Raw genomic sequence first — 22330 nt, 5'->3', positions numbered from 1 at the left:
TAATAATAATAGGAATAGAAAAGTAATGATTAAGATTGAAGATGTCGTTCAATTAGGACCAGTGATTCCTGTACTGGCATTTGAGTCTGCCGAGCAAGGTGAGCATGTATCACGCGCGCTGCACACTGGTGGTGTGAAAGTATTAGAAATTACGTTACGTACTGCGGCAGGACTGGCTGCTATTGAGCGTGCGAGCCAGTTGGCAGATGACATTGTGGTCGGTGTCGGTACGATTACCAAGCCAGAACATTGTGCTCAAGCCAAAAAAGCTGGTGCTCAATTTGGTGTGTCACCAGGTTTGACTAAAGATTTACATTTGGCTGCGCAAGATGCAGGTTTGCCTTTATTACCGGGTGTGATGACGCCAAGTGACCTGATTCAGGCCATTGAATTAGGTTATGAGATTGTGAAGTTCTTTCCAGCTCAGCAAGCGGGTGGAGTCGAGATGCTAAAAGCATTCTATGGTCCATTTCCAAACCTACGTTTTTGCCCTACAGGTGGCATTACTGTAGAGACAGCTCCGGACTTTTTAAAGCAACCAAATGTGGTGTGTGTGGGTGGTTCGTGGTTAACACCGAAAGCAGCAGTTGCTTCACAAGATTGGGCGGAAATTACTCGCTTGGCACAATTGGCTAGTCAGTTGAGAGCTGATTAAGTGTAGTAAATATTTATAAAAAATGAAGCGCGTTTGATGTGCTTTAGAGTTTATGTCGATATGACCAGTAGTGATGCTGGTCATACCTAAATATAAAAAATTAGTGTCTCAACAGTAGGAATTATCCTGGTTGAAGACCTTTATTTGGGCTTAGTTGCCTAGATAGTTACTCCAAGGAGAAATGTCACATGGAGACGGTTCAGGGTGGCATGTTGCTTATCTACACTGTAATCGCGATTATTGCATTGGTTGTCATGATCGCGAAGTTCAGAATTTATCCATTTCTAGTTCTTATTATTGTTTCACTTGGTTTAGCCTTAGCTGTTGGCATGCCAATGGGCGATATTGTTAAGTCATATGAAGCCGGTACCGGTAAAACTTTAGGTCACCTTGCGATTGTAATCGCACTCGGAACAATGCTCGGTAAAATGATGGCCGAGTCGGGTGGTGCAGAGCGAATAGCAATTACTTTAATTAAATGGTTCGGTGAGAAAAATATTCACTGGGCCATGATGTTCATTGCCCTTATTGTGGGGCTGCCCGTATTTTTCGAAGTAGGCTTTGTTCTACTAATTCCAATTGCTTTTAACATTGCCAAAAGAACAGGTAAGTCGTTATTGGTTGTAGGTTTGCCAATGGTTGCAGGTTTGTCCGTTGTGCATGGCTTAATTCCGCCGCATCCAGCAGCATTGTTGGCGGTACAGGCATATCACGCTGATATTGGTAAAACGATTGCCTACAGTTTGTTAGTGGGCGTACCAACGGCGATTGTTGCAGGGCCGTTGTATGCATTATGGATCAACAAATATGTCAAATTGCCTGAGAACAATCCATTGTTTAAGCAATTTGTTGAGGTAGATAAGAAAGAAACTCGTGAGCTACCAAGCTTTGGAATTACCTTATTTACGATTATGTTGCCTGTCGTATTAATGTTAATCGGAAGTTGGGCTGATCTTTTCTTTGCACCACAAACTTTCGCAAACGACTTACTACGTTTCATTGGTACTTCTGATATCGCATTGCTTATTGCCGTACTGGTCAGCTTTATTACCTTTGGTACGATGCAGGGCTTTAACCGTGAACAGATCGAAAAATTCTGTGGCGGTTGTTTGGCTTCTATTGCCGGAATCATGTTGATTGTCGGTGCTGGTGGCGGTTTTGGCGGTATTTTGCGTGACAGTGGTATTTCTAATGAGATCGTTTCTACAGCCTTGAAGGCAAATTTGTCACCGTTATTGTTGGGCTGGTTAGTTGCAGCATTGATTCGTTTGGCAACAGGATCGGCAACAGTCGCTATGGCTACTGCTTGTAGTATTGTCGCTCCGATTGCTGCTACAGCTGGTGTCGCCGTTAGACCGGAACTTTTAGTACTTGCCACAGGTTCAGGTTCATTAGTTTTCTCCCATGTAAATGATGCAGGATTTTGGTTAATCAAAGAATATTTTGGTATGACAGTAGGGCAGACACTCAAAACTTGGTCAGTATTAGAAACCATTATTTCGGTGTTGGGTTTGTCTTTCACGCTACTTCTTAGCACTATTTTATAATTAGAGGTAAGTAATCCATGATTGTGATTGCAATGGGTGTCTGTGGAACAGGCAAAACACTGATTGGTGAGTTGCTGTCGGAGCATTTGGCTTGTGAGTTTCTCGATGGAGATACACTGCATTCAACTGCAAATAAAAGCAAGATGAGTCAGGGTATTCCTCTAACTGATGAAGATCGCATGCCTTGGTTACACGCGATTCGTAAAGCTATTGAAGAGAAACAGCAGGCGGGTGAGACAGCAGTGTTTACTTGTTCTTCACTAAAGCGGGTCTACCGAGATATTTTACGCGGCCATGACCAGAATGTGCAGTTTGTATATTTAAAAGGGTCATATGAGTTGTTAAAACAGCGTCTTGCTGAGCGAGCGGGCCATTTTTTCGACCCTTCGTTATTGCAGACTCAGCTTGATACTTTAGAAGAGCCTGATGTTCATGAGGCAATTACGATTGATATCGCATTGACACCTGAACAAATAGTTGTGCAGGTCATGCAGAAACTAGGGGTAACTGACAGTGTGTGTAGGGGGTAACCTCATTTAGAAACATTGCAAAGTCTTGATTGATTTGTGGTGCGGCTCAAGCAAGGTGAATACCAGTAATGGTACTGGTATTCACAGGAACAAGGCCTGATCATAGCGGGCTAGGTTCGAATATATAAATACATAAATATATAAATACTTGGAGATAAGAAGAATGAGTCATTCAAATAATTTGCAGCAGAAATTTCCCGTAGTAGATAGTATTCCTGAGAACGTGCGTCTGCCATCCCAGATTCATCAGCGTGTCTCATTAGTAGATGGTGAGCTGAAGTTGTGGGCTGGTGCAACCAAGAAAACATTGTCCCCAATCTGGACTCAGCAGCCTGATGGTAGTTTGCAGCAAGTTGAGCTTGGCAGTTATCCAATCATGGGTGAGAAGGAAAGCGACGAAGCACTAGAAGCAGCAGTACGGGCCTACAACAATGGTCGTGGTGAATGGCCAATGATGAAAGTTGGTGAGCGCATCGCCTGTATGCAGAATTTCATTCAGCGTATGGTGGAGCGGCGAGACCTGATTGTTAAACTAATCATGTGGGAAATTGGCAAGAGCTTGGCTGACTCTGAGAAAGAGTTTGACCGTACTGTCACCTATATGCGTCAAACTATTGATGCCCTGAAAGACCTAGACAATGCCAACTCCCGCTTTGTGATTGCTGAAGGTACCATTGGTCAAATCCGTCGTACCCCCTTGGGCGTAGTGTTGTGTATGGGGCCATATAACTACCCGCTGAATGAAACCTTTGCCACCCTGATTCCAGCTATGCTAATGGGCAATACCATCGTCTTCAAACCACCTCAATTTGGTACCTTATTGTTTGAACCATTGCTGGAAGCATTCCGTGAATCATTTCCGAAAGGTGTGATCAATACCATCTATGCACCAGGCTCACTGGTGGTGCCGCATCTGTTGGCATCTGGGAAAATCAACGTATTGGCGCTGATTGGTTCTAGCAAAGTGGCCGATTACTTGAAAAAGCAACATCCTAAATCTCACCGTCTGCGTGCGATTTTGGGGCTGGATGCGAAGAATGCAGCCATTATTCTGCCAGATGCCGACTTGGATCTGACAGTAAAAGAGTGTCTGCTGGGTGCATTGTCATTCAATGGTCAGCGTTGTACTGCGCTCAAGATGTTGATGGTACATCGCTCGATAGCCGATGAATTTGTTAACCGCTTAACGGCTGAACTGGCCAAGCTGAAAGTGGGTATGCCGTGGGAAAAAGGTGTGTTTATTACTCCGCTGCCAGGCATGCACCGTACGGCCTATATGACTGAAGTCATTGAAGATGCCGTGGCTAAAGGGGCAAAAGTGGTTAATGTAGAAGGTGGTGAATTCTGCAAAACTATGTTCTATCCAGCCGTAGTTTATCCAGTGACTGAAGGCATGAGACTGTATCGTGAAGAACAGTTTGGTCCAGTGGTACCAGTCTCTGTTTATGATGACATTGAAACTGTGCTGGAATATGTCACTACTTCTGATCATGGTCAGCAGGTGAGTATTTTTGGTAGTGACCCTGAGCAAATTGGTCATTTGGTTGATCCGCTGGTCAATCAGGTTTGTCGTGTGAACATTAATTGTCAGTGCCAACGTGGTCCAGATGTGTTTCCATTCGGTGGTCGTAAAGATTCTGCGGAAGGTACACTGTCTGTGCATGATGCGCTGCGTGCATTCTCTATTCGTTCTATGATTGCTGCTAAACAGACTGATGACAGTAAAGGCATGCTGGCCTCTATGGTGTCTGAGCACTATTCTAAATTTGTGAATACCGACTTTATTTTCTAAGTGGTATGTAGTTAAAAAACCAGCCATCGGGCTGGTTTTTTTTGATTATAAAATTTGAATAATAAAATAAACAAAAACGCCTGATATTGATCAGGCGTTTTTGTTTGGAATAATAGATCGATTATTGACGAATCTGACCGTCACCTAACACAATCCATTTTTGAGAAGTTAAACCTTCTAAACCAACCGGACCACGTGCATGAATTTTATCTGTAGAGATACCAATTTCTGCACCTAAGCCATATTCAAAACCATCAGCAAAACGAGTCGAGGCATTGACAACCACTGAACTCGAATCTACACGAGCCAAGAATTGACGCGCCAAACTATAATTTTCTGTCACAATCGCATCGGTGTGATGTGAACCATATTTGTTGATATGGTCAATTGCTTCGTCTAAACCACTAACAACTTTAATTGCAAGAATTGGCCCTAAATATTCGGTATACCAATCTTCTTCCGTTGCAGCTTTAACAGATGGGCCTAAAATTCGGCGTGTTTCTGGGCAGCCACGTAGTTCAACTTGCTTTTCTGCATAAAGTTCGGCAATGCGTGGTAAGAAAACGTCTGCAATTTTTTCATCAACAAGCAGAGTTTCCATCGCATTACACACACCATAGCGATGAGTTTTTGCATTCAATGTAATAGGTAAGGCTTTGTGGAGGTCTGCTTGCGCTTCGACAAATACATGACAGTTACCATCAAGATGCTTAATAACAGGAATACGTGCTTCATTCGTCACACGCTCAATTAAGCTTTTACCACCACGTGGAACAATAACATCCACATATTCAGCCATAGTAATAAGATGGCCAACTGCCGCACGATCAGGCGTATCAATTACTTGCACTGAATGTTCAGGTAAGCCTGCTACTTTTAAGCCATGCTTAATTGCTTCTGCAATTGCTTTATTTGACTCGAGCGCTTCTGAACCACCACGCAAAATAATGGCATTGCCCGATTTGATGGCTAAAGATGCTGCTTCTAGCGTGACATTTGGACGCGATTCGTAAATCATCCCAACGACCCCTAGAGGTACACGCATTTTGCCAATTTGAATACCTGTTGGGCGGTATGCAAGATCAGTAATTTCCCCAATAGGATCGACAAGCGCGATCACATCTTTTAAACCTTGCAACATTCCTTTAAAACGTGCGGGCGTAAGTTCAAGACGATCAAGCAATGCGCTATCGAGCTGATTGCTACGACCTTTATCCATGTCCACTTGATTCGCTGCCAAGATTGCTGCCTGATTATTTTCCAAAGCAGTATAAATAGCAGAGAGTGCATGATTTTTAAGCGAGGTAGAAGCACTTGTTAAGACGCGTGAGGCGTCACGTGCTTGTTGCCCGACTTTTTGCATATATTGTTCAATTGAATCTTGCATAGCCGTTTTTAATCGTTTACCAATGACTACGATAGTAGCAGTCAAATGCGGAACAATGAATGGCTTTTTTTGAAAAATGTGACCGCCATAAAAAAACATTTAAATATTTTGCAAACTATTAGCGACTTAAACAAGATGAGCGGTCATTTGAGCGATTGCGTATATTTCACACAATTGTTTAGAATGTTATTGTGCAATACAAACTAATACAAATTTTAAAGTTTTGTGCATAAAAGATTACGTGTTCAAGAAGGAACTCTTGCAGCATAAAAAAATTACAGCAAGGAGGAAGCAAGGATATGAATTCCATTATTCAAATGGATTCGGAGATAAACCAAGCTTATGCCGGTTTTGGCTTTTTCGATATCTACCATAGAGATAGTTTTAAACAACCTGCTCGTACAACATGGATTGACGGCTGGAAGATTGAATATATGGCAATTGCCGACCCAAAAACGATTCACAATACGCCAATTGTGATTGTGGGCGGTGCTTTCCAGAATTTTAATTCTTATAAATATTGTGTTGAACAATTGTTTGAAAGCGGTCCGGTAATCTTAATTGATTTACCTTCTATGGGCGCAAATCAGCAAATTACCAATCGGGACACAGGAGTATCTGCTGGTACTTTAGAATTACCTGATTTATCTAAAATGTTGGGACGTTGGCTGGATATTGTTGGACTACAAAAAGTTTCCGTTATGGGAATGTCTTTGGGGTCAGTAATAGCCTCTTGCTTTGCTTATCATCGCCCAGAATTAATGGATCGCATGATTTTGATGGGTGTCATGCAAAAGACCCGAAAAAGTTGGCAAATGATTTTGGAAGAGTCTCTTAAGCTCATGCAAGAAAACCGCATGGAAGAGTTTGGGCAAGCCGTGATTTTATATTTGGTGAATCATGCCAAATTAGATAAAACCCGCATGTCGCCTACAGCCAAAAAATTATTTTTTAGGCAAATGGCTGAGTTTACGGGCACAGAGCGAGAGCGTTATGAAATTAACTGTAATCGTCTTTTGCGTTTAACTGATGTGCCAATTCCGGCGTGTAAAACTCTCGTTGCTGCAGGGCAGTACGATAGTTTTACTCTGCCACATGAAAATGCAAATTTTGCTTTGCAATGTCCAGATATGGAATTTGCACTTATTGCAAATGCTGATCATGTACCTCAGTTGCAACGCCGTAAAGAAACTATGAGTTTGTTCACTACTTTCTTGAAGGGGGAATCTATCCATAATCTGGATGGTATTATTCCCATGACACGTGAACAAATAGCGAAGATGGAACGCCGTGGTGAAGAACGGGTTCGGGTTTTACAGCCAAAAACTCAACTTACTCATCGCGAATCTGATGTACAGGTGCCGGTGACGATCGTTGATGTCACATTCTTTGGTATGTATTTAAAAATGGATGATGTTTCGAAGCTTGACTTTGTAAATGAACATCCACGTGATTTGGCACTGCATTTAGAAGATGAAGAAGGTACTTTTTCAATTGAATGTTTAATTTTTGAAAGTACAGAGCAGGGAATTCGAGCTTTATTTAAGCATGGTAGTTTTGAACTTGCTGATCGTTTAAGCCGTTTTATTGTTCGTCAAAAACAAACTGCTTAATCTATTCCTTATGGTTGGAAGCTCGTAATTTTCGAGCTTCCAATTTTTTTATGCTTATTATTTTGTTTGGCTGTGGATTATCCAGACAAGATCACCTAAATGTTGCTCATGATCATTGGAAGGAACTTGCCCAAAAAATATTTGTGGCTGTTCAACTGTGGCATGTTGAAACCCTGCATTTTTAAAAAAATCTTGCACCTCTTGAGGACTTTTAAAATGAAAACTAAAAGAGCTGCGGGACATTAATTTAAGTAGCTTACTACTGTTCCAAATCAGGGTTGCCAGTTTGTTTTTAATTGGTTCAGGGTACAGATCCGTTAAATAATGGAACGTTTTAAAAGCAGCACCGTAGTGCGCGATCGATTGAATGAGTTGTTTTAATAAATCTTTATCAAAATAGTTAATTAAACCTTCACTAATTACAACCAGTGGGCGGTTCGGGTCAAACACTTCAAATGCTTGTGCAAAGGCTTCTGTAAATAAATCAACTGAGAGAATTTCAGGCGCATTTTTTTCAATTTGCTGAAGTGCATTTTGTTTAGTTTGTGCCATATCGGGTAAATCAAGCTCCCGATAGGTAATAGAAGGGTAATGCTGTCTAAACCACCATCCGCGAGGGGAAAGACCACATGCTATTTCTAAGACTTGTAGATCAGGGTTTTCTTGAATTAACTTCTCTAAATGATGGTCAAGCATGGTATGGCGTTGTTTGAGCGTAGTACGCATGCTGCCACCCACATATTTCTCGGCCCAAGATTCTATTGGGTGAACCAAATATGCCAGTGATTTGCCTTTAGCGGTAGCAAGTGCTTCGTGAGAGATCCCCATTTGGTACCAGATATAGCCGGTATAGTGGGCTGTAAAAGAAATATGGCGGTGTTTAGAAAGTTGTTGTGTCATTCGTCCTGAACTCGGTTTATTGTTTTTGTGTGATCTTCATTATTCATAACAATGAAGAGGTTTTAATGCATTGATGTTGAATGAACCTGCATGACGGAGTCCTGTCAATTAGGTTGGCATTCTGGGATGAACTTTCAGTTAGAGTTACTTTTCTTTCGGGAAAAGTAACCAAAACCATTGTCATACGCAAAACCTGTTCACTTTCTGCATCTATCGAATATATTGAAGCAATCAATATATTTCATAAGATGAGCAGGTTGCGTATGACTTAACCGCGTATCAGATAGTGAATAGGTTTTTGTAGCCAATTGAAATTTATACTAACTTAAAACGAATTCTTAAACTCTTCAATGGCTGTTTTGACAGCTTGCCACTCATCTCCTAGCGATAAGGTTTCACCAATCTGAATTTGTGGAATTTGACCGCGCATGCGTTCTAAGCGTTCTTGGTTTGGCAGAGCAAGTTTTTCGATACCTTCTAGTGCTGTGCATGCCGCATCACGGTCATTACACACAAGCCCCATATCACAACCCGCAGAAAGCGCGGCTTGAATACGTGCATCTGCACCACCCGCTACACATGCGGCCTGCATAGTTAAGTCGTCAGAGAAAAGTACACCATCAAACTTCAAACGGTTGCGTAGAACTTCTTGAATCCAAAAAGGTGAAAAACCAGCTGGATTTGGGTCAATCTGATCATAAATAACATGTGCTGGCATGAGTGCATCAAGCTGAGGCATTAACTTGATAAAGCTTTGCATATCATGATTATAGATTTCGTCATAGCTACGGCTGTCAATTGCGGCTGCAACATGTGAATCTGCTTTCACTGAACCGTGGCCAGGGAAGTGTTTGCCCGTATTTGCCATTCCTGCTTTTTTCATGCCTTGCATAAATGCGCCAGCAAGAGGTGCGATATCCTCAATATTTTTAGAGAAACCTCGGTCACCAATGACATCACTAATTGCATTAAGGTCTAAAACTGGTGCAAAACTAAAATCGATGCCGACTGCAAGGACTTCGGTTGCCATGAGCCAACCACACTGTTCAGCTAGCTCAAGTGCTTTTTGAGGTTGGGTAATATAGAGTTCACCAAAACGGCCCATGGCCGGTAATAAGGTGAAACCAGATCTTAGGCGCTGAACTCGACCACCTTCTTGGTCGACAGCAATTAAAATATCTGGACGAATTTGACGCATGTGGTCTGTTAAAGCACGCACTTGTTGCGGAGATTCAATATTTCGTGCAAATAAAATCATGCCACCGACTTGCGGAGCGCGTAATAGTTCAATATCTTCTTGAGTAAGTTCTGTGCCGGCGATATCCAGCATCAATGCGCCAATCATATTGGTTCCATTTGAATTTTGATTGAAAAACAATAAGCGAATTTTGCAATGTTTTGCTACATTTTGTCAGTACAGAATATGATAAAACTACACGGTATAAACAATTTAGTTGGTTAAGATTTTGAATCTGCTTAGTTCATATCGAAAACAGAGCATGTAAGATAGGAACACCCAAGGAAGTATTAAAAATTTATGAAACTTCAAACTATAGCTTGTGCAGTAGCGATCGCGACTGGCGGTTTATTCTTCTCTCATACGATGAATGAAGCGAGAGCAGCAACGAATACTGCTGTGGTTTCTCAATCGATCCAGCCAACGCAAGAGCAGGCTTTGGTAGCCCGCCAACTGGCAACTTTAGTTGATCGCCAACATTATTTGAATATGCGTCTGGATGCAACAACATCAAATCGTATTCTCGATATGTATTTAGATAACCTTGATCCAGATCACTCATTATTTTTAGACGCTGAAGTTCAAAATTATAAAAAACTATATGGTTCAAATTTTGGTGCTTCATTAAAGGCGGGGAACTTAACAGGGCCATTTGCAATTCATCAGCAATATCGTGAACGCTTAAAACAATTTTATGAGTTCATGTTGGCTGAGTTGAAACAACAGCAAAATTTAAAACAGCCAAATAGCTATATTGAAATTGATCGTGAAAAAGCACCGTATTTTAAAACGACAGCTGAGCAACAAAACCACTGGCGTAAAATGCTGGTTTCGCAGTTAATCAACTTAACCATTAGTCGTGAAGAAGAGCAGGCTAAACAAAAAGCGCTTAAAGAAAACCCTTCACTTGCTGATGGTCAAGACTTAACAGGCCCAGAAGATTTAACGCCAGCTCAGACTTTAACTAAACGTTATACACGTCAGCTTGAAAGAATTAGTCGTGTGAAAAGCGATGATGTGTTGGACAAAACATTAAATGCAATGTTGGCGACCTATGATCCACATAGTAACTATTACCCGCCAATTGATGCGATAGAACTTAATCGCCAAACGACCTTGCAATTAGAGGGTATTGGTGTGTCGATTCGTCCAGAGCGTGGAAATGAAGATTACACTAAGATTGAAACCATTGTAGAAGGCGGTCCTGCTAGTAAATCTGGCCAAGTGAAATCAGGAGATCGAATCGTTGGTGTCGCCCAAGAAGGCGAGAAAATGATTGATGTGGTTGGCTGGTCAAGTTCTGAAATTGTTGGGCTTATTCGTGGTAAACGCGGAACGAAAGTAACTTTAAAACTTCTTGGTGCTGGCGCATCAATGAGTCAAGCGCGTAATGTGATCTTAGTGCGTGATGTCATTCAAGAAGAAGATGCTGATGTTCGTTCACGTACAGTTGAAGTTAACCGTGATGGTAAAAAGCACCTGTTGGGTGTAATTGAAATCCCTTCTTTCTATTTTGACTATCGTTCACGCCGTGCAGGCCAACAATACCGTTCAGTTTCGGAAGATACTGCAAATGCTTTTGAAGCGTTAAAAGCGAAGAAAGTAGAAGGTATTATCATTGACTTACGTAATGACCCAGGTGGTTCATTAGAAGAAGTTGCACGTATGTTGGGTCAAGTGATTAAGTCTGGTCCAGTTGTCCAAATTCGTGATGGTAATGGCAACGTTAGTGTTTTTGAAGACAACGACGGTGGTCAACAAATTTACACTGGCCCCCTTGCTGTAATGGTGAACTTGGCATCTGCGTCCGCAAGTGAAATTTACTCTGCTGCAATTCAAGATTATGAGCGCGGTATTATTATTGGTAGTACAACAACTGGTAAGGGTACAGCTCAGGTACAACTTGATACTCTGGCATACGGTCAAGCGACTTTAACTCAGCGTAAGTTCTACCGTATTACCGGTGGTAGTACACAAAATAAAGGTGTAGTGCCAGACATTAAACTCGTCGATATCTATAACGAAGAGTTTGGTGAACGTAAATCGAAGAATGCATTGAAGTGGGATACGATTCCGACTGCACCGTTTAAGCGTGAAGGTTCTGTTCAACCTTATGTCACAAAGTTATCTCAGTCTTCTGAACAACGTGTTGCTGTCGATCCTCAGTTTAAATATTTAAATAAACGTACTGCAATTGCCAAGGTAACAAGTGAGCAAAAGCAAGTCCTACTTGATATTGATAAACGCCGTGCAGAATTGCTTGGTTTAGAGAAGCAGACTCTAGATGCCGAAAATGAACGCCGTGCAGCAAGTGGTCAAAAACCTTTTGCAAACTGGGAAAGCTATCAAGCTTCATTAGATGCTCTAGCTGAATCTCGCGCTAAAATGAAGGCTTCACAACGTCCTGCATTGCCAGAAGAAGAAACTTTTGTGACTGAAGCTGCAAATGTACTCATGGACTATGCAAAATTGCAAAATCGCTAAGCGTTATTAAGTTTTAAGAAAAAAGCATACTGTCATCAGTGTGCTTTTTTTATTTTTCATGTCAGTAAACTGTCATGCATTTATCATCAAAGTGTCAAAAAAAATGCTTAATCTTTAAGCATGAAAATAAATACATTGATGGATGGCGCTATGCAAAGCTCATACGCGACAGCACTATTAAAACAACAGCAACTTCCTGAAAGCTTCCAATTCTATTTTAAACAAAAGCAGCAGTTGTCTAATACTCACTCATTACATGAGTTGGTTCGCCCGCGTTTAAAAATTGCGATTGTTACCGAAACATGGCCACCTGAAATTAATGGTGTGGCACTTTCATTATTACAGTTATGCCAAGGCTTACAAAAGCAGGGGCATAAGATTTTACTGATTCGCCCAGAACAAAAAGCAAAATGCCATGACTTTACACCAGAGCAAGAATGTCTGGTGATGTCGCAAGCGATTCCAAAATATCCGACTTTACAGTTTGGCTGGCCACAATATTTAAAAGTATCGAAAGCTTTTGAAAAGTTTGTGCCAGATGTAGTCCACATTGTGACAGAAGGGCCTTTAGGTTTAACTGCCATGCAGGCCGCAAAAGCAAAAGCTATTCCGGTTTCTAGCGGCTTTCACTCACCATTTCAAGATTTTAGCCGATTCTTTGATTTGGCTTTTTTAGTCAAACCGATTCAAAAATACCTGTGCTGGTTTCACAACAATACTCAAGTGACCTGTGTGCCGAGTAAAGATACACAAGAAGCATTACGAGGCTTCGGTATTACGTGTCCACTGGTTGTTGTTGGGCGTGGCGTAGATACGGCAAGGTTTTCACCAAAGCACCGTTCTGAAAGTTTGCGAAAGCAATGGGATGCCGATGAGAATACTCGCGTTATGCTCTATGTGGGGCGTTTGTCGCCTGAAAAAGAAGTGCAAGTGCTCATTGAAAGCTATGCCAACTTACAAACTGTTCAGCCACATAAAACTAAGTTAGTTATTGTGGGAGATGGCCCAGATTTTGCTCGCTTAAAATCATTGCCTGAAGCGAAGGGGGTTATCTTTACTGGAAGTCTGAGAGGTCAAGATTTGGCAGCTGCCTATGCGAGTGCAGATGTATTCGTATTTGCGAGTCAAGTTGAAACGTTTGGTAACGTAGTTTTAGAGGCAATGGCAAGCGGTTTGCCAGTTATCGCGTATGATTATGCATGTGCACATCAATACTTAACACATGGTGTGAATGGCTGGTTAAGCCCACTTGGACAAAAAAGCCACTTTATACAACAAATTTATCAGCTTCCTTCAGTACAACAACTTAGAGAAATGGGCGTACAAGCCTGTCATAAAGTACAGCAAAGCGGTTGGCAACTTCCGGTTCAGCAATTGGAGCAGGCATTTTATCAGGTAGTGAAGGAGCCCTCTGTGGACTTCACCTAAGTATCCTAAAATAGGAGAATGACCATGAAACTTAAGAATGCAAAAATAAAAATACTCGATTTAGATTTGAGAGGCTGTTTATATCTTAACAATTTCTCTCATTCACAACGTGTTGCCCTTTTTTTTAAAATCATCAGTCGTGTAGGTGATGGTCCATTTTGGTATCTAATGCTGGCAATCGTATGGGGGATGCAAGGCATCACCTATAGCTTGCAAATTATCTACTTGTTACTGGGTGGTTCTGTTGGGACGGCAATCTATAAATTCTTAAAACATAAAACAACGCGACCTCGTCCTTATCAGGTGCATCAGGTGATTGTGCTAGGTGAGAGACCACTCGATCATTTTAGCTTTCCATCTGGCCATACGCTTCATGCCGTGATGGTGACAATTGTCTTGGGCTATATCCAGCCAGTCCTGCTTGCTGCGATGTTTCCTTTCATGGTGCTCGTAGCATTGTCTCGAATGGTGCTTGGTCTACATTACCCAAGTGATGTGATTGTAGGGGCTTTAATTGGCGCTGCTGTGGCAAGTTTAATTATTTTTATTGCTCCACTATTGAACATCGCTTTATAAGCATCGGTAATTTTTATCAGCTTAAGCTAACGATTAGGTTTGTGGATTTGCTAAAGTACACAGTTCTTGATTTAGCAGATTAAACAGATAGGAGCCGCTATGGGCTTACGTTGGACAGATACGATTGATATTGCCATTGAATTGTCAGAAGCACATCCAGAAGTTGATCCGCAATGGATTCGTTTTACCGATTTACATGCATGGGTATGTGCTTTACCAGATTTTAATGATGACCCAAATAAATCGACAGAAGGTTTGCTAGAAGGGATCCAAATGGCCTGGATAGACGAAGTTCGCTAAAAACAGTAGAAAAAATCGCAACTTTTACACATACAAAGCTGATTATTGCCTATGACATCGGTATAATGCGGCAAATTTTTTAAAGTTTAAATCTTAAAATAAAGGAGCCACTCATGGCTATTGAACGTACTTTGTCTATCGTAAAACCTGATGCAGTGTCTAAAAACCACATCGGTGATATTTTTGCTCGTTTTGAAAAAGCGGGTTTAAAAATTGTTGCGACTAAAATGAAACACCTTTCTCAAGCTGATGCTGAAGGTTTCTATGCTGAGCATAAAGAACGTGGTTTCTTTGGTGACTTAGTTGCATTCATGACTTCTGGTCCAGTTGTAGTATCTGTTCTTGAAGGCGAAAATGCAGTTCTTGCACACCGTGAAATCTTAGGCGCTACAAACCCTAAAGAAGCAGCTCCTGGCACTATCCGTGCTGACTTTGCTGTAAGCATCGACGAAAACGCTGCTCACGGTTCTGACTCAGTTGCTTCTGCAGAGCGTGAAATTGCTTACTTCTTTGCTGACAACGAGATCTGCCCACGCACTCGTTAATCGAAAGCATTCAAACCAGATAAGTGGTATACTACTTATCTGGTTTTTTTATTCTCTCAAGAGAATATTGTTTGATTCTTGAACAATATCTTCAGTTTTTTGACATGGTTTAGGTAAATACACATGAGTTCTGCAGAGGTCGTTTCATCTGAAAATCTTGATGGACAGCAGCAATCTTCGTCCACGCTGGTAATCCCTGCTGCCGAAAATAAAGTGAATTTACTCGGCATGTCTCGTACTGAATTAGAAAAATTCTTTGAAGACATTGGTGAGAAAAAGTTTCGTGCCGGACAAGTCATGAAATGGATGCATCAATACTTCATTACTGATTTTGCTGAAATGACCAATATTTCAGGAAAATTACGTGAGAAGCTTGAACAGATTTGTGAAATCAAGGCGCCTGAAGTTGTTCACCGTCATTATTCAAAAGATGGCACACGTAAGTGGGTTTTTCGCGTGGGTGATGGTGCAGGATCTTTGGTTGAAACGGTATTAATTCCTGCTGAAGATAAAACAGGCTTGCGCAAAACTTTGTGTATTTCGTCACAAGTAGGTTGTGCATTGGACTGTTCATTTTGTTCAACAGGTAAACAAGGTTTCCAACGTGATCTAACGCCAGATGAAATCATTGGACAACTCTGGATGGCAAACTATTCTTATATGGAAGAAGTGCCTGTTGCCGAGCGCGAGCGTTCAGTGACCAATGTTGTGATGATGGGTATGGGTGAGCCATTGCTCAACTATGATGCCGTATTAAGCTCAATGCAGATTATGCTTGATGACTTTGCCTATGGCATGTCTAAGCGCCGTGTGACTTTATCAACGTCAGGTGTTGTACCAAAAATTGACCAACTTGCAAAAGACATTGATGTTGCTTTAGCAATTTCTTTAAATGCGCCAAACGATGAATTACGTAACGAATTAGTGCCAATTAATAAAAAATATCCATTGGCTCAGTTGATTGCAGCATGTCAGCGTTATATTGCCAAAGATGGTAATGAAAGTTCACGTAAACATGTGACCATTGAGTATGTGATGTTGGAGGGCGTAAATGATCATCCTGAACATGCACAGCAAATGATTAAATTATTAAAAAACTTACCAAGTAAAATTAATTTAATTCCATTTAATCCGTTCCCGCATGCGCCATATGGTCGCTCAAGCCGAAATCGAATTATCTCGTTCCAAAAAACTTTGTCTGATGCTGGATTTGTGTGTACGATTCGTCAAACACGTGGTGATGATATTGATGCTGCATGTGGACAGTTAGTCGGTCAAGTGGCTGATAGAACTCGTCGTGCTGAACAGTGGCAGAAAAAAGTCACACAGCGTCAAGAGATTTTGCGGACACAAGGATAAATTGAGGGCAGGCTTTGAGTACTCCAAAGTTAAAAACGGTATTTTGTATGGGAGTTGCAGTTGCGCTTTTGGCAAGTGGTTGCCAGACAACGCATACGCAAAAAAAAGACCCAGAAAAAGCGGTAAAGGTGCGTACACAACTTGCTGCTGAACATATCCGTTCAGGTGACTTGGATTCGGCAAAGCGAGCTCTTGATCAAGCTTTAAGTGTAGATAGCCGTGATGCAACGGCAAATATGATGATGGGTATTTTACTACAGCAAGAAGGTAGTAAGCCGAACTTAGAAAAAGCAGAACATTATTTTAAACGAGCAATTTCATCTGAACCAGATAATGCTCAAGCACATAATAACTATGGTACTTATTTATACCAAATGGAACGCTATAATGATGCGATCGAGCAATTCCGTATTGCTGGCACAACATTAGGTTATGACCAACGCTATCAGGCGTTAGAAAATCTGGGGCGTATTTATTTAAAATTGGGTGATGTTGCGAATGCTGAAAAAACATTCAAGCAATCACTCCTTGCTAACCGCGACTCTTATATTTCAATGTTAGAGTTAGCGGAAATTTTTTATTTGCAGCAGCAGATTCCGGCTGCTACACAAATGTATGAGCAATATGTTCGTACAGTGGGGCAGAAAAATCAGGGTGCAAGAGCACTTTGGATTGGTGTAAGAGTGGCTCGAGCCAATGCGGATAAAATGGGAATGCAAGTGTTAGTAAACCAATTACGTGCCTTGTTCCCAGAAAGTCCAGAATATCAACGTTATTTGCAATTACAGTATAGTACTGAGGCCGTATGGAAATAAATCCTAATTCACAGCAGCCAACTGGCTCAAGCTTACCGACTTCTGCTTTAGGAAATATTCAACGTCCTGGTGAGTATTTACGTCAAATTCGAGTTGCTCAGAATAAAGAGTTAGGGCAAGTTTCTTCAGATCTAAACATGCCGGTCAAAACTCTAACCGCTTTAGAGCAAGATGATTATAAGTCATTGCCAGAAGCGACTTTTATCAAGGGTTATTACCGTTCATATGCAAAATATCTAAATACAGATGCGACGGCAATTATTCAGCGCTTTGATGAGATTTATGCAAATGATACCGGGCTTTTACCGAACCATGCTTTAAATAACTCACCAATTAAAATCATGGGTAAACTCCCAGGTTCTAATAGTGACCGTAATAAGAAATGGTTGAAGCGTGCACTGCTTGCAATTTTGGTTATTGCTGTTGTGTCATTGATTGTTATGGGTATTCAAAAATGGACTTCAAAGAAAGAAGATGCTGATTTACCTAAAGCAAATCAATCTAATGTTGAAGTTTTACCTATGAAAGGAAATGCCACTTCAACAGTGGGTGATCAATTGGTGCTAAACTTTAACCGACCAACTTCTGTTCATATTGTTGATGCAACAGGTAAAGTTTTGGCGACAGGTCGTCAGTCATCAATTTTAAATTTAAATGGTGAGTCTCCATTTCAGATTCGTCTTGATGATGCAACTGCTGTGTCATTAAGTTTAAACCAAGAACAGATTTCATTGTCTCCATATACGGTAAACGGTAAAGCTGAATTCCGTTTATCCCGCTAATACCATGAGTTGAGCGATACAATGATAGAGAACCCAATTAAACGTCGACCAACACGTAAAATCCGTGTTGGGTCGGTGTATGTCGGTGGCGATGCACCTATTAGCGTGCAAAGTATGACAAACACTGAAACTTGCGATGTCGATGCAACCGTTGCTCAGATTGAACGTTGCGCTGAAGCAGGTGCTGATATTATGCGTGTTTCGGTCCCATCTATGGAGGCTGCTGAAGCATTTGGCGCAATTCGTAAGCGCGTTTCAGTACCATTAGTTGCCGATATTCATTTTGACCATAGAATTGCCTTAGCAGTTGCAGATTATGGTGCAGACTGTTTACGCATTAATCCGGGGAATATCGGGTCCGACCAGAAAGTTCGTGAAGTCGTTGCTGCTGCACGTCATCATGGCATTTCAATGCGTATTGGCGTCAATGGTGGTTCTTTAGAAAAAGATTTACAAAAAAAATATGGCGAACCTACAGGTGAAGCACTGCTTGAGTCTGCATTACGCCATATTGATATTTTAGATCGACTCAATTTCCATGAATTTAAAGTCAGCGTAAAAGCATCTAATGTATTTTTAACAATGGATGCTTATCGTTTACTTTCAAAACAAATCGATAATCCATTACATCTTGGTGTAACTGAAGCAGGTATTTACCGTACTGGTACTGTGAAATCAGCGATTGCCCTTGGCGGATTATTGATGGAAGGTATTGGCGATACGATGCGTATTTCGCTTGCTGCCGAACCAGAAGATGAAATCAAGATTGGTTTTGATATCTTAAAATCATTAGGACTTCGCTCTAACGGGATTAACTTTATTGCTTGTCCGAGTTGTTCGCGCCAAGAATTTAACGTTATTCAAGTGATGCAAGCTTTGGAGGAGCGTTTAGAAGATATTCGTACTCCAATGGATGTGTCTGTGATTGGTTGTAAGGTAAATGGCCCGGGTGAAGCAAAAGAAGCCGATATCGGGGTTGTTGGGGCTGCGCCTCGCTCACTGGTTTATCGTAATGGTGAAAAAAGCCATTTAATCGATACCGATCAATTGGTTGATGAAATCGAAACAATGGTTCGTCAACGTGTCCAAGAGCTTGAAGAAGCTAAATCTAAAGAAATTATTCGTAGTTCATCATGAGTTCAATTGTCGCAATCAAAGGTTTTAATGACGTCTTGCCAACGCAAACAGTAGCGTGGAGACGTCTCGAGCAATATTTAGCATCTTTAATGGATGCTTATGGTTATCAACAAATTCGTTTGCCGATTATTGAACAAACGGGATTGTTTAAACGTACTATTGGTGATGCAACCGATATTGTTGAAAAAGAAATGTATACCTTTTTTGACAAAGGTAATCCACCTGAGTCGTTAACCTTACGTCCAGAGGGTACGGCAGGTTGTGTTCGCGCTATGCTTGAACATAATTTGTTGCGTGGTGCTACACCGCGTGTGTGGTATATGGGACCTATGTTCCGCTATGAAAAACCACAAAAAGGCCGTTACCGTCAGTTTCACCAGTTTGGCGTGGAAACTTTTGGCGTGGCAACACCCGATATTGATGCCGAATTGATTTTGTTGACTGCACGTTTATGGAAACGTATGGGTGTTGCCGATAAGGTTCAACTTGAGTTGAATACTTTAGGTGAGGCTGATGAGCGTACTGAATACCGCAATGCATTGGTTGCTTTTTTAAACGAGCATAAAGATGCGTTGGATGAAGATTCTCAGCGTCGCTTAACAACAAACCCGTTACGCATTTTAGATTCTAAAATTGAATCTACCCAGAAAATTCTGGAAAATGCACCGAAATTGCATGATTTCTTAAAAGAAGATAGTTTGGATCATTTTAAGCAGTTACAAGATTATTTGACTGCTGCTGGTATCCAGTTTGTAATTAACCAGAAGTTAGTGCGTGGTCTGGATTATTACAACAAGACTGTTTTTGAATGGACGACTACGGCACTTGGTTCACAAGGTACAGTATGTGCTGGTGGACGCTACGACGGTTTAGTTGGCCAGTTAAAAGGTAAGCCAGATCAATCAGTACCAGCTGTTGGTTTTGCTATGGGTATGGAGCGTTTATTGCTTCTACTTGAGCAAGTTGAACAGGCCGAAGTTATTCGTGATTGTGAAGTCTTTTTGGTTGCAGAGCCTGCTTATCAAACCAAAGCTTTGATTTTAGCGGAACAATTACGTGACCAGTTAGAAGCTGCAAATAGCAGTATTCGAATCAAAACAGGTTCGCAAGGCAGCATGAAAAGCCAGATGAAAAAAGCTGATCAGGCTGGAGCACTCTTTGCTTTGATTTTAGGGGAACGAGAGTGGGATGCACAGCAGCTTGCAGTAAAAGAACTAGCAACAGCTGAACAGTCACAAGTCGCAATTGCTGACCTCGTACCATTTTTAATCCAAAAATTTACAAAATAAACTGAAACATCTGGAAAAGGACAATCACATGAGCGTAGGTGATGAAGAACAATTCGACAGCTTAAAGTCGTTCGCCAAAAAATATGGTTCTGCCATGATTAGCGGAATTCTCATTGCGTTGATTGCCTTTTTTGGGTGGACATACTGGCAAAAAAAGAATCTGGCAACTAGCCAAGTAGAAACTGCAAAAGTACAGCAGTTAATGGATGAGGCAAATGCAAGTGCTGATAATCCTAATGCCTTAAGTTCGGTAACTGCGTCGGCAGATAAAATTGTAAAAGATGATATCGACTCTGTTCAGGCAATACAGACTCAGTTTGTATTAGCAAAATTAGCCTATGAAAAACAGGACTATGCTGCTGCTGAAAAAGCATTAAAGAAAGTTGAAAATTCAAAAGTAAAAGATGAAGGTTTGATTCAAGTTGTAAAATTGCGTTTAGCAGATGCACAATTAGCGCAAAATAAATATGATGAAGCACTAAAAACCTTGTCTGGTAACGTCGATCCAGCATTTAAAGCAACAGTAGAAGAGTTACGTGGTGATATCTTTGTTGCTAAGAAAGATGTTGATTCTGCTAAAAAAGCGTATCAGGCAGCCTGGAATTCGTTACTAGAACGTAAACAAGAGCGACAAATTTTACAAATTAAACTCGAAAGTGTTGGCGTTTTAGTTGAAGATCCACAGATTGAGCGCCCAATTTTGGAAACACAGGTGGAAGAGTCTTAATGAATCATAAATTCAAACTGCCTTTGGCAATTGCAATCGCATCGGCTGTACTGGTGGGATGTTCGAGTAATAAAGTAAAAGAAGTTAAACCTAATCCACTACCGAAATTGACCGAGTCGAAAAAGACCTTAACGCCAGTGTTTTCGCGTAGTGTTTCTTCCTCTGATAAGGCTGATCCATTACGTTTGCAACTTGATGCAAGCGATGGTGTGGTTTTCACGCTTGATCCAAAAGGCGAAGTAGCTGCATATCGTGGTAAACAACGTATTTGGGAGAAGAAAGTCAGCAAATTAGGCTTGAGCTCTGGTGTTGAAGCTGCTGAAGGAATTGTTGTTGTTGGTAATAGTAAAGGGCAACTCTTTGCACTAGATCAGGCAACAGGCGAACAGAAGTGGACTGCACAGTTATCGGGCGCATTGTTAAGCCCGTCATTGGTTCAATCTGGACGCGTTATTACCGTTGCGAATGATGGTACTGTATTTGCGCATGATGCTACTTCAGGTCAACAAGTTTGGGCTTATAAATTACCAAATGTCCAATTTAGTTTGCGTGGTCAGGCATCACCAGTGAGCCTTGATCCTCGTACTGTATTAATTGCATCTGCGAATGCGTATGTTTATGCAATTGATACTATTAGTGGTATTCCACGTTTCCAACGTCGTGTTGCAGTAAGCGAAGGTCGTTCTGATATTCAACGTTTAGTCGATATCGAAGGTGATCCTACTGTAGCTGGACAGTTTATGGTAACGACCAGTTTCCAAGGTCAAGTGACTGTAACCGATCTTGCTTCTCAACGTGTAGTTTGGAGTGAAGATTCAAGCAGTAGCAAACGTCCAGAAGTTTATGACAATAAAGTATTTGTCTCTTCAACAGATGGTAAGTTGACAGCTTACGATTTAGGGTCTGGTGAAAAAATCTGGGAAAATGATAGTTTGTTAAACCGCCATTTAAGTAATCCGGTTGTGCTAGGACAAGATCTTGTTGTAGGTGATTTAGATGGCGTATTGCATCTTGTTGAACCAGCAACGGGTAAATTAATTGGTCGTTCAAAAACAAGTGGTGAAGTTAATACATTACGTGTTATCGAGAACCAACTTTATGTTTCGACCAGAAAAGGTGATTTAAGTATTTGGCAGAATCGTTAATTTCGTTCGCTTGTGCTAAAATAAGCGCTTAACAAATTACGCTGTTAAAAATATCGGGGTGTTTGAATTAAATCGGTTCAAA

The 22330-nt window shown here is 41.2% G+C and carries 20 protein-coding genes; 17 read left to right on the top strand and 3 right to left on the bottom strand.

All coding sequences use genetic code 11. From position 1 onward, the window contains the following. Positions 1 to 25 precede the first annotated feature (25 nt). The 4 genes from eda (at position 26) to F936_RS03210 (ending at position 4524) form a co-directional block, all read left to right on the top strand. Complete coding sequence (gene eda / locus F936_RS03225; protein ID WP_005044873.1) at positions 26 to 655, top strand: bifunctional 4-hydroxy-2-oxoglutarate aldolase/2-dehydro-3-deoxy-phosphogluconate aldolase; 630 nt, start codon at positions 26 to 28, stop codon at positions 653 to 655. Between the two features lie 188 nt (positions 656 to 843). Continuing rightward, the gene (locus F936_RS03220; RefSeq protein ID WP_003654858.1) at positions 844 to 2202 is read left to right on the top strand and encodes a GntT/GntP/DsdX family permease; all 1359 of its coding nucleotides are present in this window, start codon (positions 844 to 846) and stop codon (positions 2200 to 2202) included. Positions 2203 to 2219: 17 nt separating this feature from the next. After that, complete coding sequence (locus F936_RS03215) at positions 2220 to 2732, top strand: gluconokinase (protein ID WP_005036944.1); 513 nt, start codon at positions 2220 to 2222, stop codon at positions 2730 to 2732. A 163-nt stretch (positions 2733 to 2895) separates the two neighbouring features. Further along, positions 2896 to 4524: an NADP-dependent glyceraldehyde-3-phosphate dehydrogenase gene (locus F936_RS03210; protein ID WP_005044871.1), complete on the top strand. Its 1629-nt coding sequence runs from the start codon at positions 2896 to 2898 to the stop codon at positions 4522 to 4524. A gap of 121 nt (positions 4525 to 4645) precedes the next feature. Here F936_RS03210 and F936_RS03205 read toward each other — a convergent pair whose 3' ends face one another. Further along, complete coding sequence (locus F936_RS03205) at positions 4646 to 5911, bottom strand: glutamate-5-semialdehyde dehydrogenase (RefSeq protein WP_003654861.1); 1266 nt, start codon at positions 5909 to 5911, stop codon at positions 4646 to 4648. A 299-nt stretch (positions 5912 to 6210) separates the two neighbouring features. Between F936_RS03205 and F936_RS03200 the strand changes: the two genes are divergently transcribed. Further along, positions 6211 to 7524, top strand: a complete 1314-nt coding sequence (locus F936_RS03200; RefSeq protein WP_005044870.1) for an alpha/beta fold hydrolase — start codon at positions 6211 to 6213, stop codon at positions 7522 to 7524. Positions 7525 to 7581: 57 nt separating this feature from the next. Here F936_RS03200 and F936_RS03195 read toward each other — a convergent pair whose 3' ends face one another. Further along, positions 7582 to 8424, bottom strand: a complete 843-nt coding sequence (locus F936_RS03195; protein WP_005044869.1) for a class I SAM-dependent methyltransferase — start codon at positions 8422 to 8424, stop codon at positions 7582 to 7584. A gap of 325 nt (positions 8425 to 8749) precedes the next feature. Continuing rightward, on the bottom strand, positions 8750 to 9769 hold the full coding sequence (nagZ, locus tag F936_RS03190; RefSeq protein WP_003654865.1) for a beta-N-acetylhexosaminidase: 1020 nt from the start codon (positions 9767 to 9769) through the stop codon (positions 8750 to 8752). Between the two features lie 192 nt (positions 9770 to 9961). Between nagZ and F936_RS03185 the strand changes: the two genes are divergently transcribed. From F936_RS03185 to bamB, 12 genes are all read left to right on the top strand, one after another. Continuing rightward, the gene (locus tag F936_RS03185) at positions 9962 to 12145 is read left to right on the top strand and encodes a carboxy terminal-processing peptidase (protein ID WP_005044868.1); all 2184 of its coding nucleotides are present in this window, start codon (positions 9962 to 9964) and stop codon (positions 12143 to 12145) included. Between the two features lie 138 nt (positions 12146 to 12283). Next, entirely contained in the window at positions 12284 to 13573 is a 1290-nt protein-coding gene (locus F936_RS03180; protein WP_080595444.1) for a glycosyltransferase family 4 protein, read from the top strand. Positions 13574 to 13597: 24 nt separating this feature from the next. Beyond that, the gene (locus tag F936_RS03175; RefSeq protein ID WP_005044865.1) at positions 13598 to 14149 is read left to right on the top strand and encodes a phosphatase PAP2 family protein; all 552 of its coding nucleotides are present in this window, start codon (positions 13598 to 13600) and stop codon (positions 14147 to 14149) included. Between the two features lie 99 nt (positions 14150 to 14248). After that, entirely contained in the window at positions 14249 to 14449 is a 201-nt protein-coding gene (iscX, locus tag F936_RS03170) for a Fe-S cluster assembly protein IscX (protein ID WP_003654869.1), read from the top strand. Positions 14450 to 14562: 113 nt separating this feature from the next. Continuing rightward, complete coding sequence (gene ndk / locus F936_RS03165) at positions 14563 to 14994, top strand: nucleoside-diphosphate kinase (RefSeq protein ID WP_003654870.1); 432 nt, start codon at positions 14563 to 14565, stop codon at positions 14992 to 14994. Between the two features lie 123 nt (positions 14995 to 15117). After that, a complete protein-coding gene (rlmN, locus tag F936_RS03160) occupies positions 15118 to 16353 on the top strand; it encodes a dual-specificity RNA methyltransferase RlmN (RefSeq protein WP_005044862.1) in 1236 nt (411 codons plus the stop codon). A 14-nt stretch (positions 16354 to 16367) separates the two neighbouring features. Further along, the gene (gene pilW / locus F936_RS03155) at positions 16368 to 17168 is read left to right on the top strand and encodes a type IV pilus biogenesis/stability protein PilW (RefSeq protein WP_003654874.1); all 801 of its coding nucleotides are present in this window, start codon (positions 16368 to 16370) and stop codon (positions 17166 to 17168) included. Next, the gene (locus F936_RS03150) at positions 17159 to 17950 is read left to right on the top strand and encodes a helix-turn-helix domain-containing protein (RefSeq protein WP_005044860.1); all 792 of its coding nucleotides are present in this window, start codon (positions 17159 to 17161) and stop codon (positions 17948 to 17950) included. Before pilW ends, F936_RS03150 begins: the two co-directional genes overlap by 10 nt. Before the next feature lie 21 nt (positions 17951 to 17971). Further along, the gene (ispG, locus tag F936_RS03145) at positions 17972 to 19087 is read left to right on the top strand and encodes a flavodoxin-dependent (E)-4-hydroxy-3-methylbut-2-enyl-diphosphate synthase (protein WP_004641112.1); all 1116 of its coding nucleotides are present in this window, start codon (positions 17972 to 17974) and stop codon (positions 19085 to 19087) included. After that, complete coding sequence (hisS, locus tag F936_RS03140; RefSeq protein WP_003654880.1) at positions 19084 to 20376, top strand: histidine--tRNA ligase; 1293 nt, start codon at positions 19084 to 19086, stop codon at positions 20374 to 20376. Before ispG ends, hisS begins: the two co-directional genes overlap by 4 nt. 28 nt (positions 20377 to 20404) lie before the next feature. Then, complete coding sequence (locus F936_RS03135) at positions 20405 to 21103, top strand: YfgM family protein (RefSeq protein ID WP_003654881.1); 699 nt, start codon at positions 20405 to 20407, stop codon at positions 21101 to 21103. After that, complete coding sequence (gene bamB, locus F936_RS03130) at positions 21103 to 22248, top strand: outer membrane protein assembly factor BamB (protein ID WP_005044857.1); 1146 nt, start codon at positions 21103 to 21105, stop codon at positions 22246 to 22248. The genes F936_RS03135 and bamB overlap by 1 nt, the downstream gene beginning before the upstream one ends. Positions 22249 to 22330 lie beyond the last annotated feature (82 nt).

This window comes from Acinetobacter calcoaceticus DSM 30006 = CIP 81.8, from assembly GCF_000368965.1.
GTDB classification, from domain to species: Bacteria; Pseudomonadota; Gammaproteobacteria; order Pseudomonadales; family Moraxellaceae; genus Acinetobacter; species Acinetobacter calcoaceticus.
Note: the sequence above shows the minus strand (reverse complement) of the source record. Positions and strands in the feature narration are given on the sequence as shown.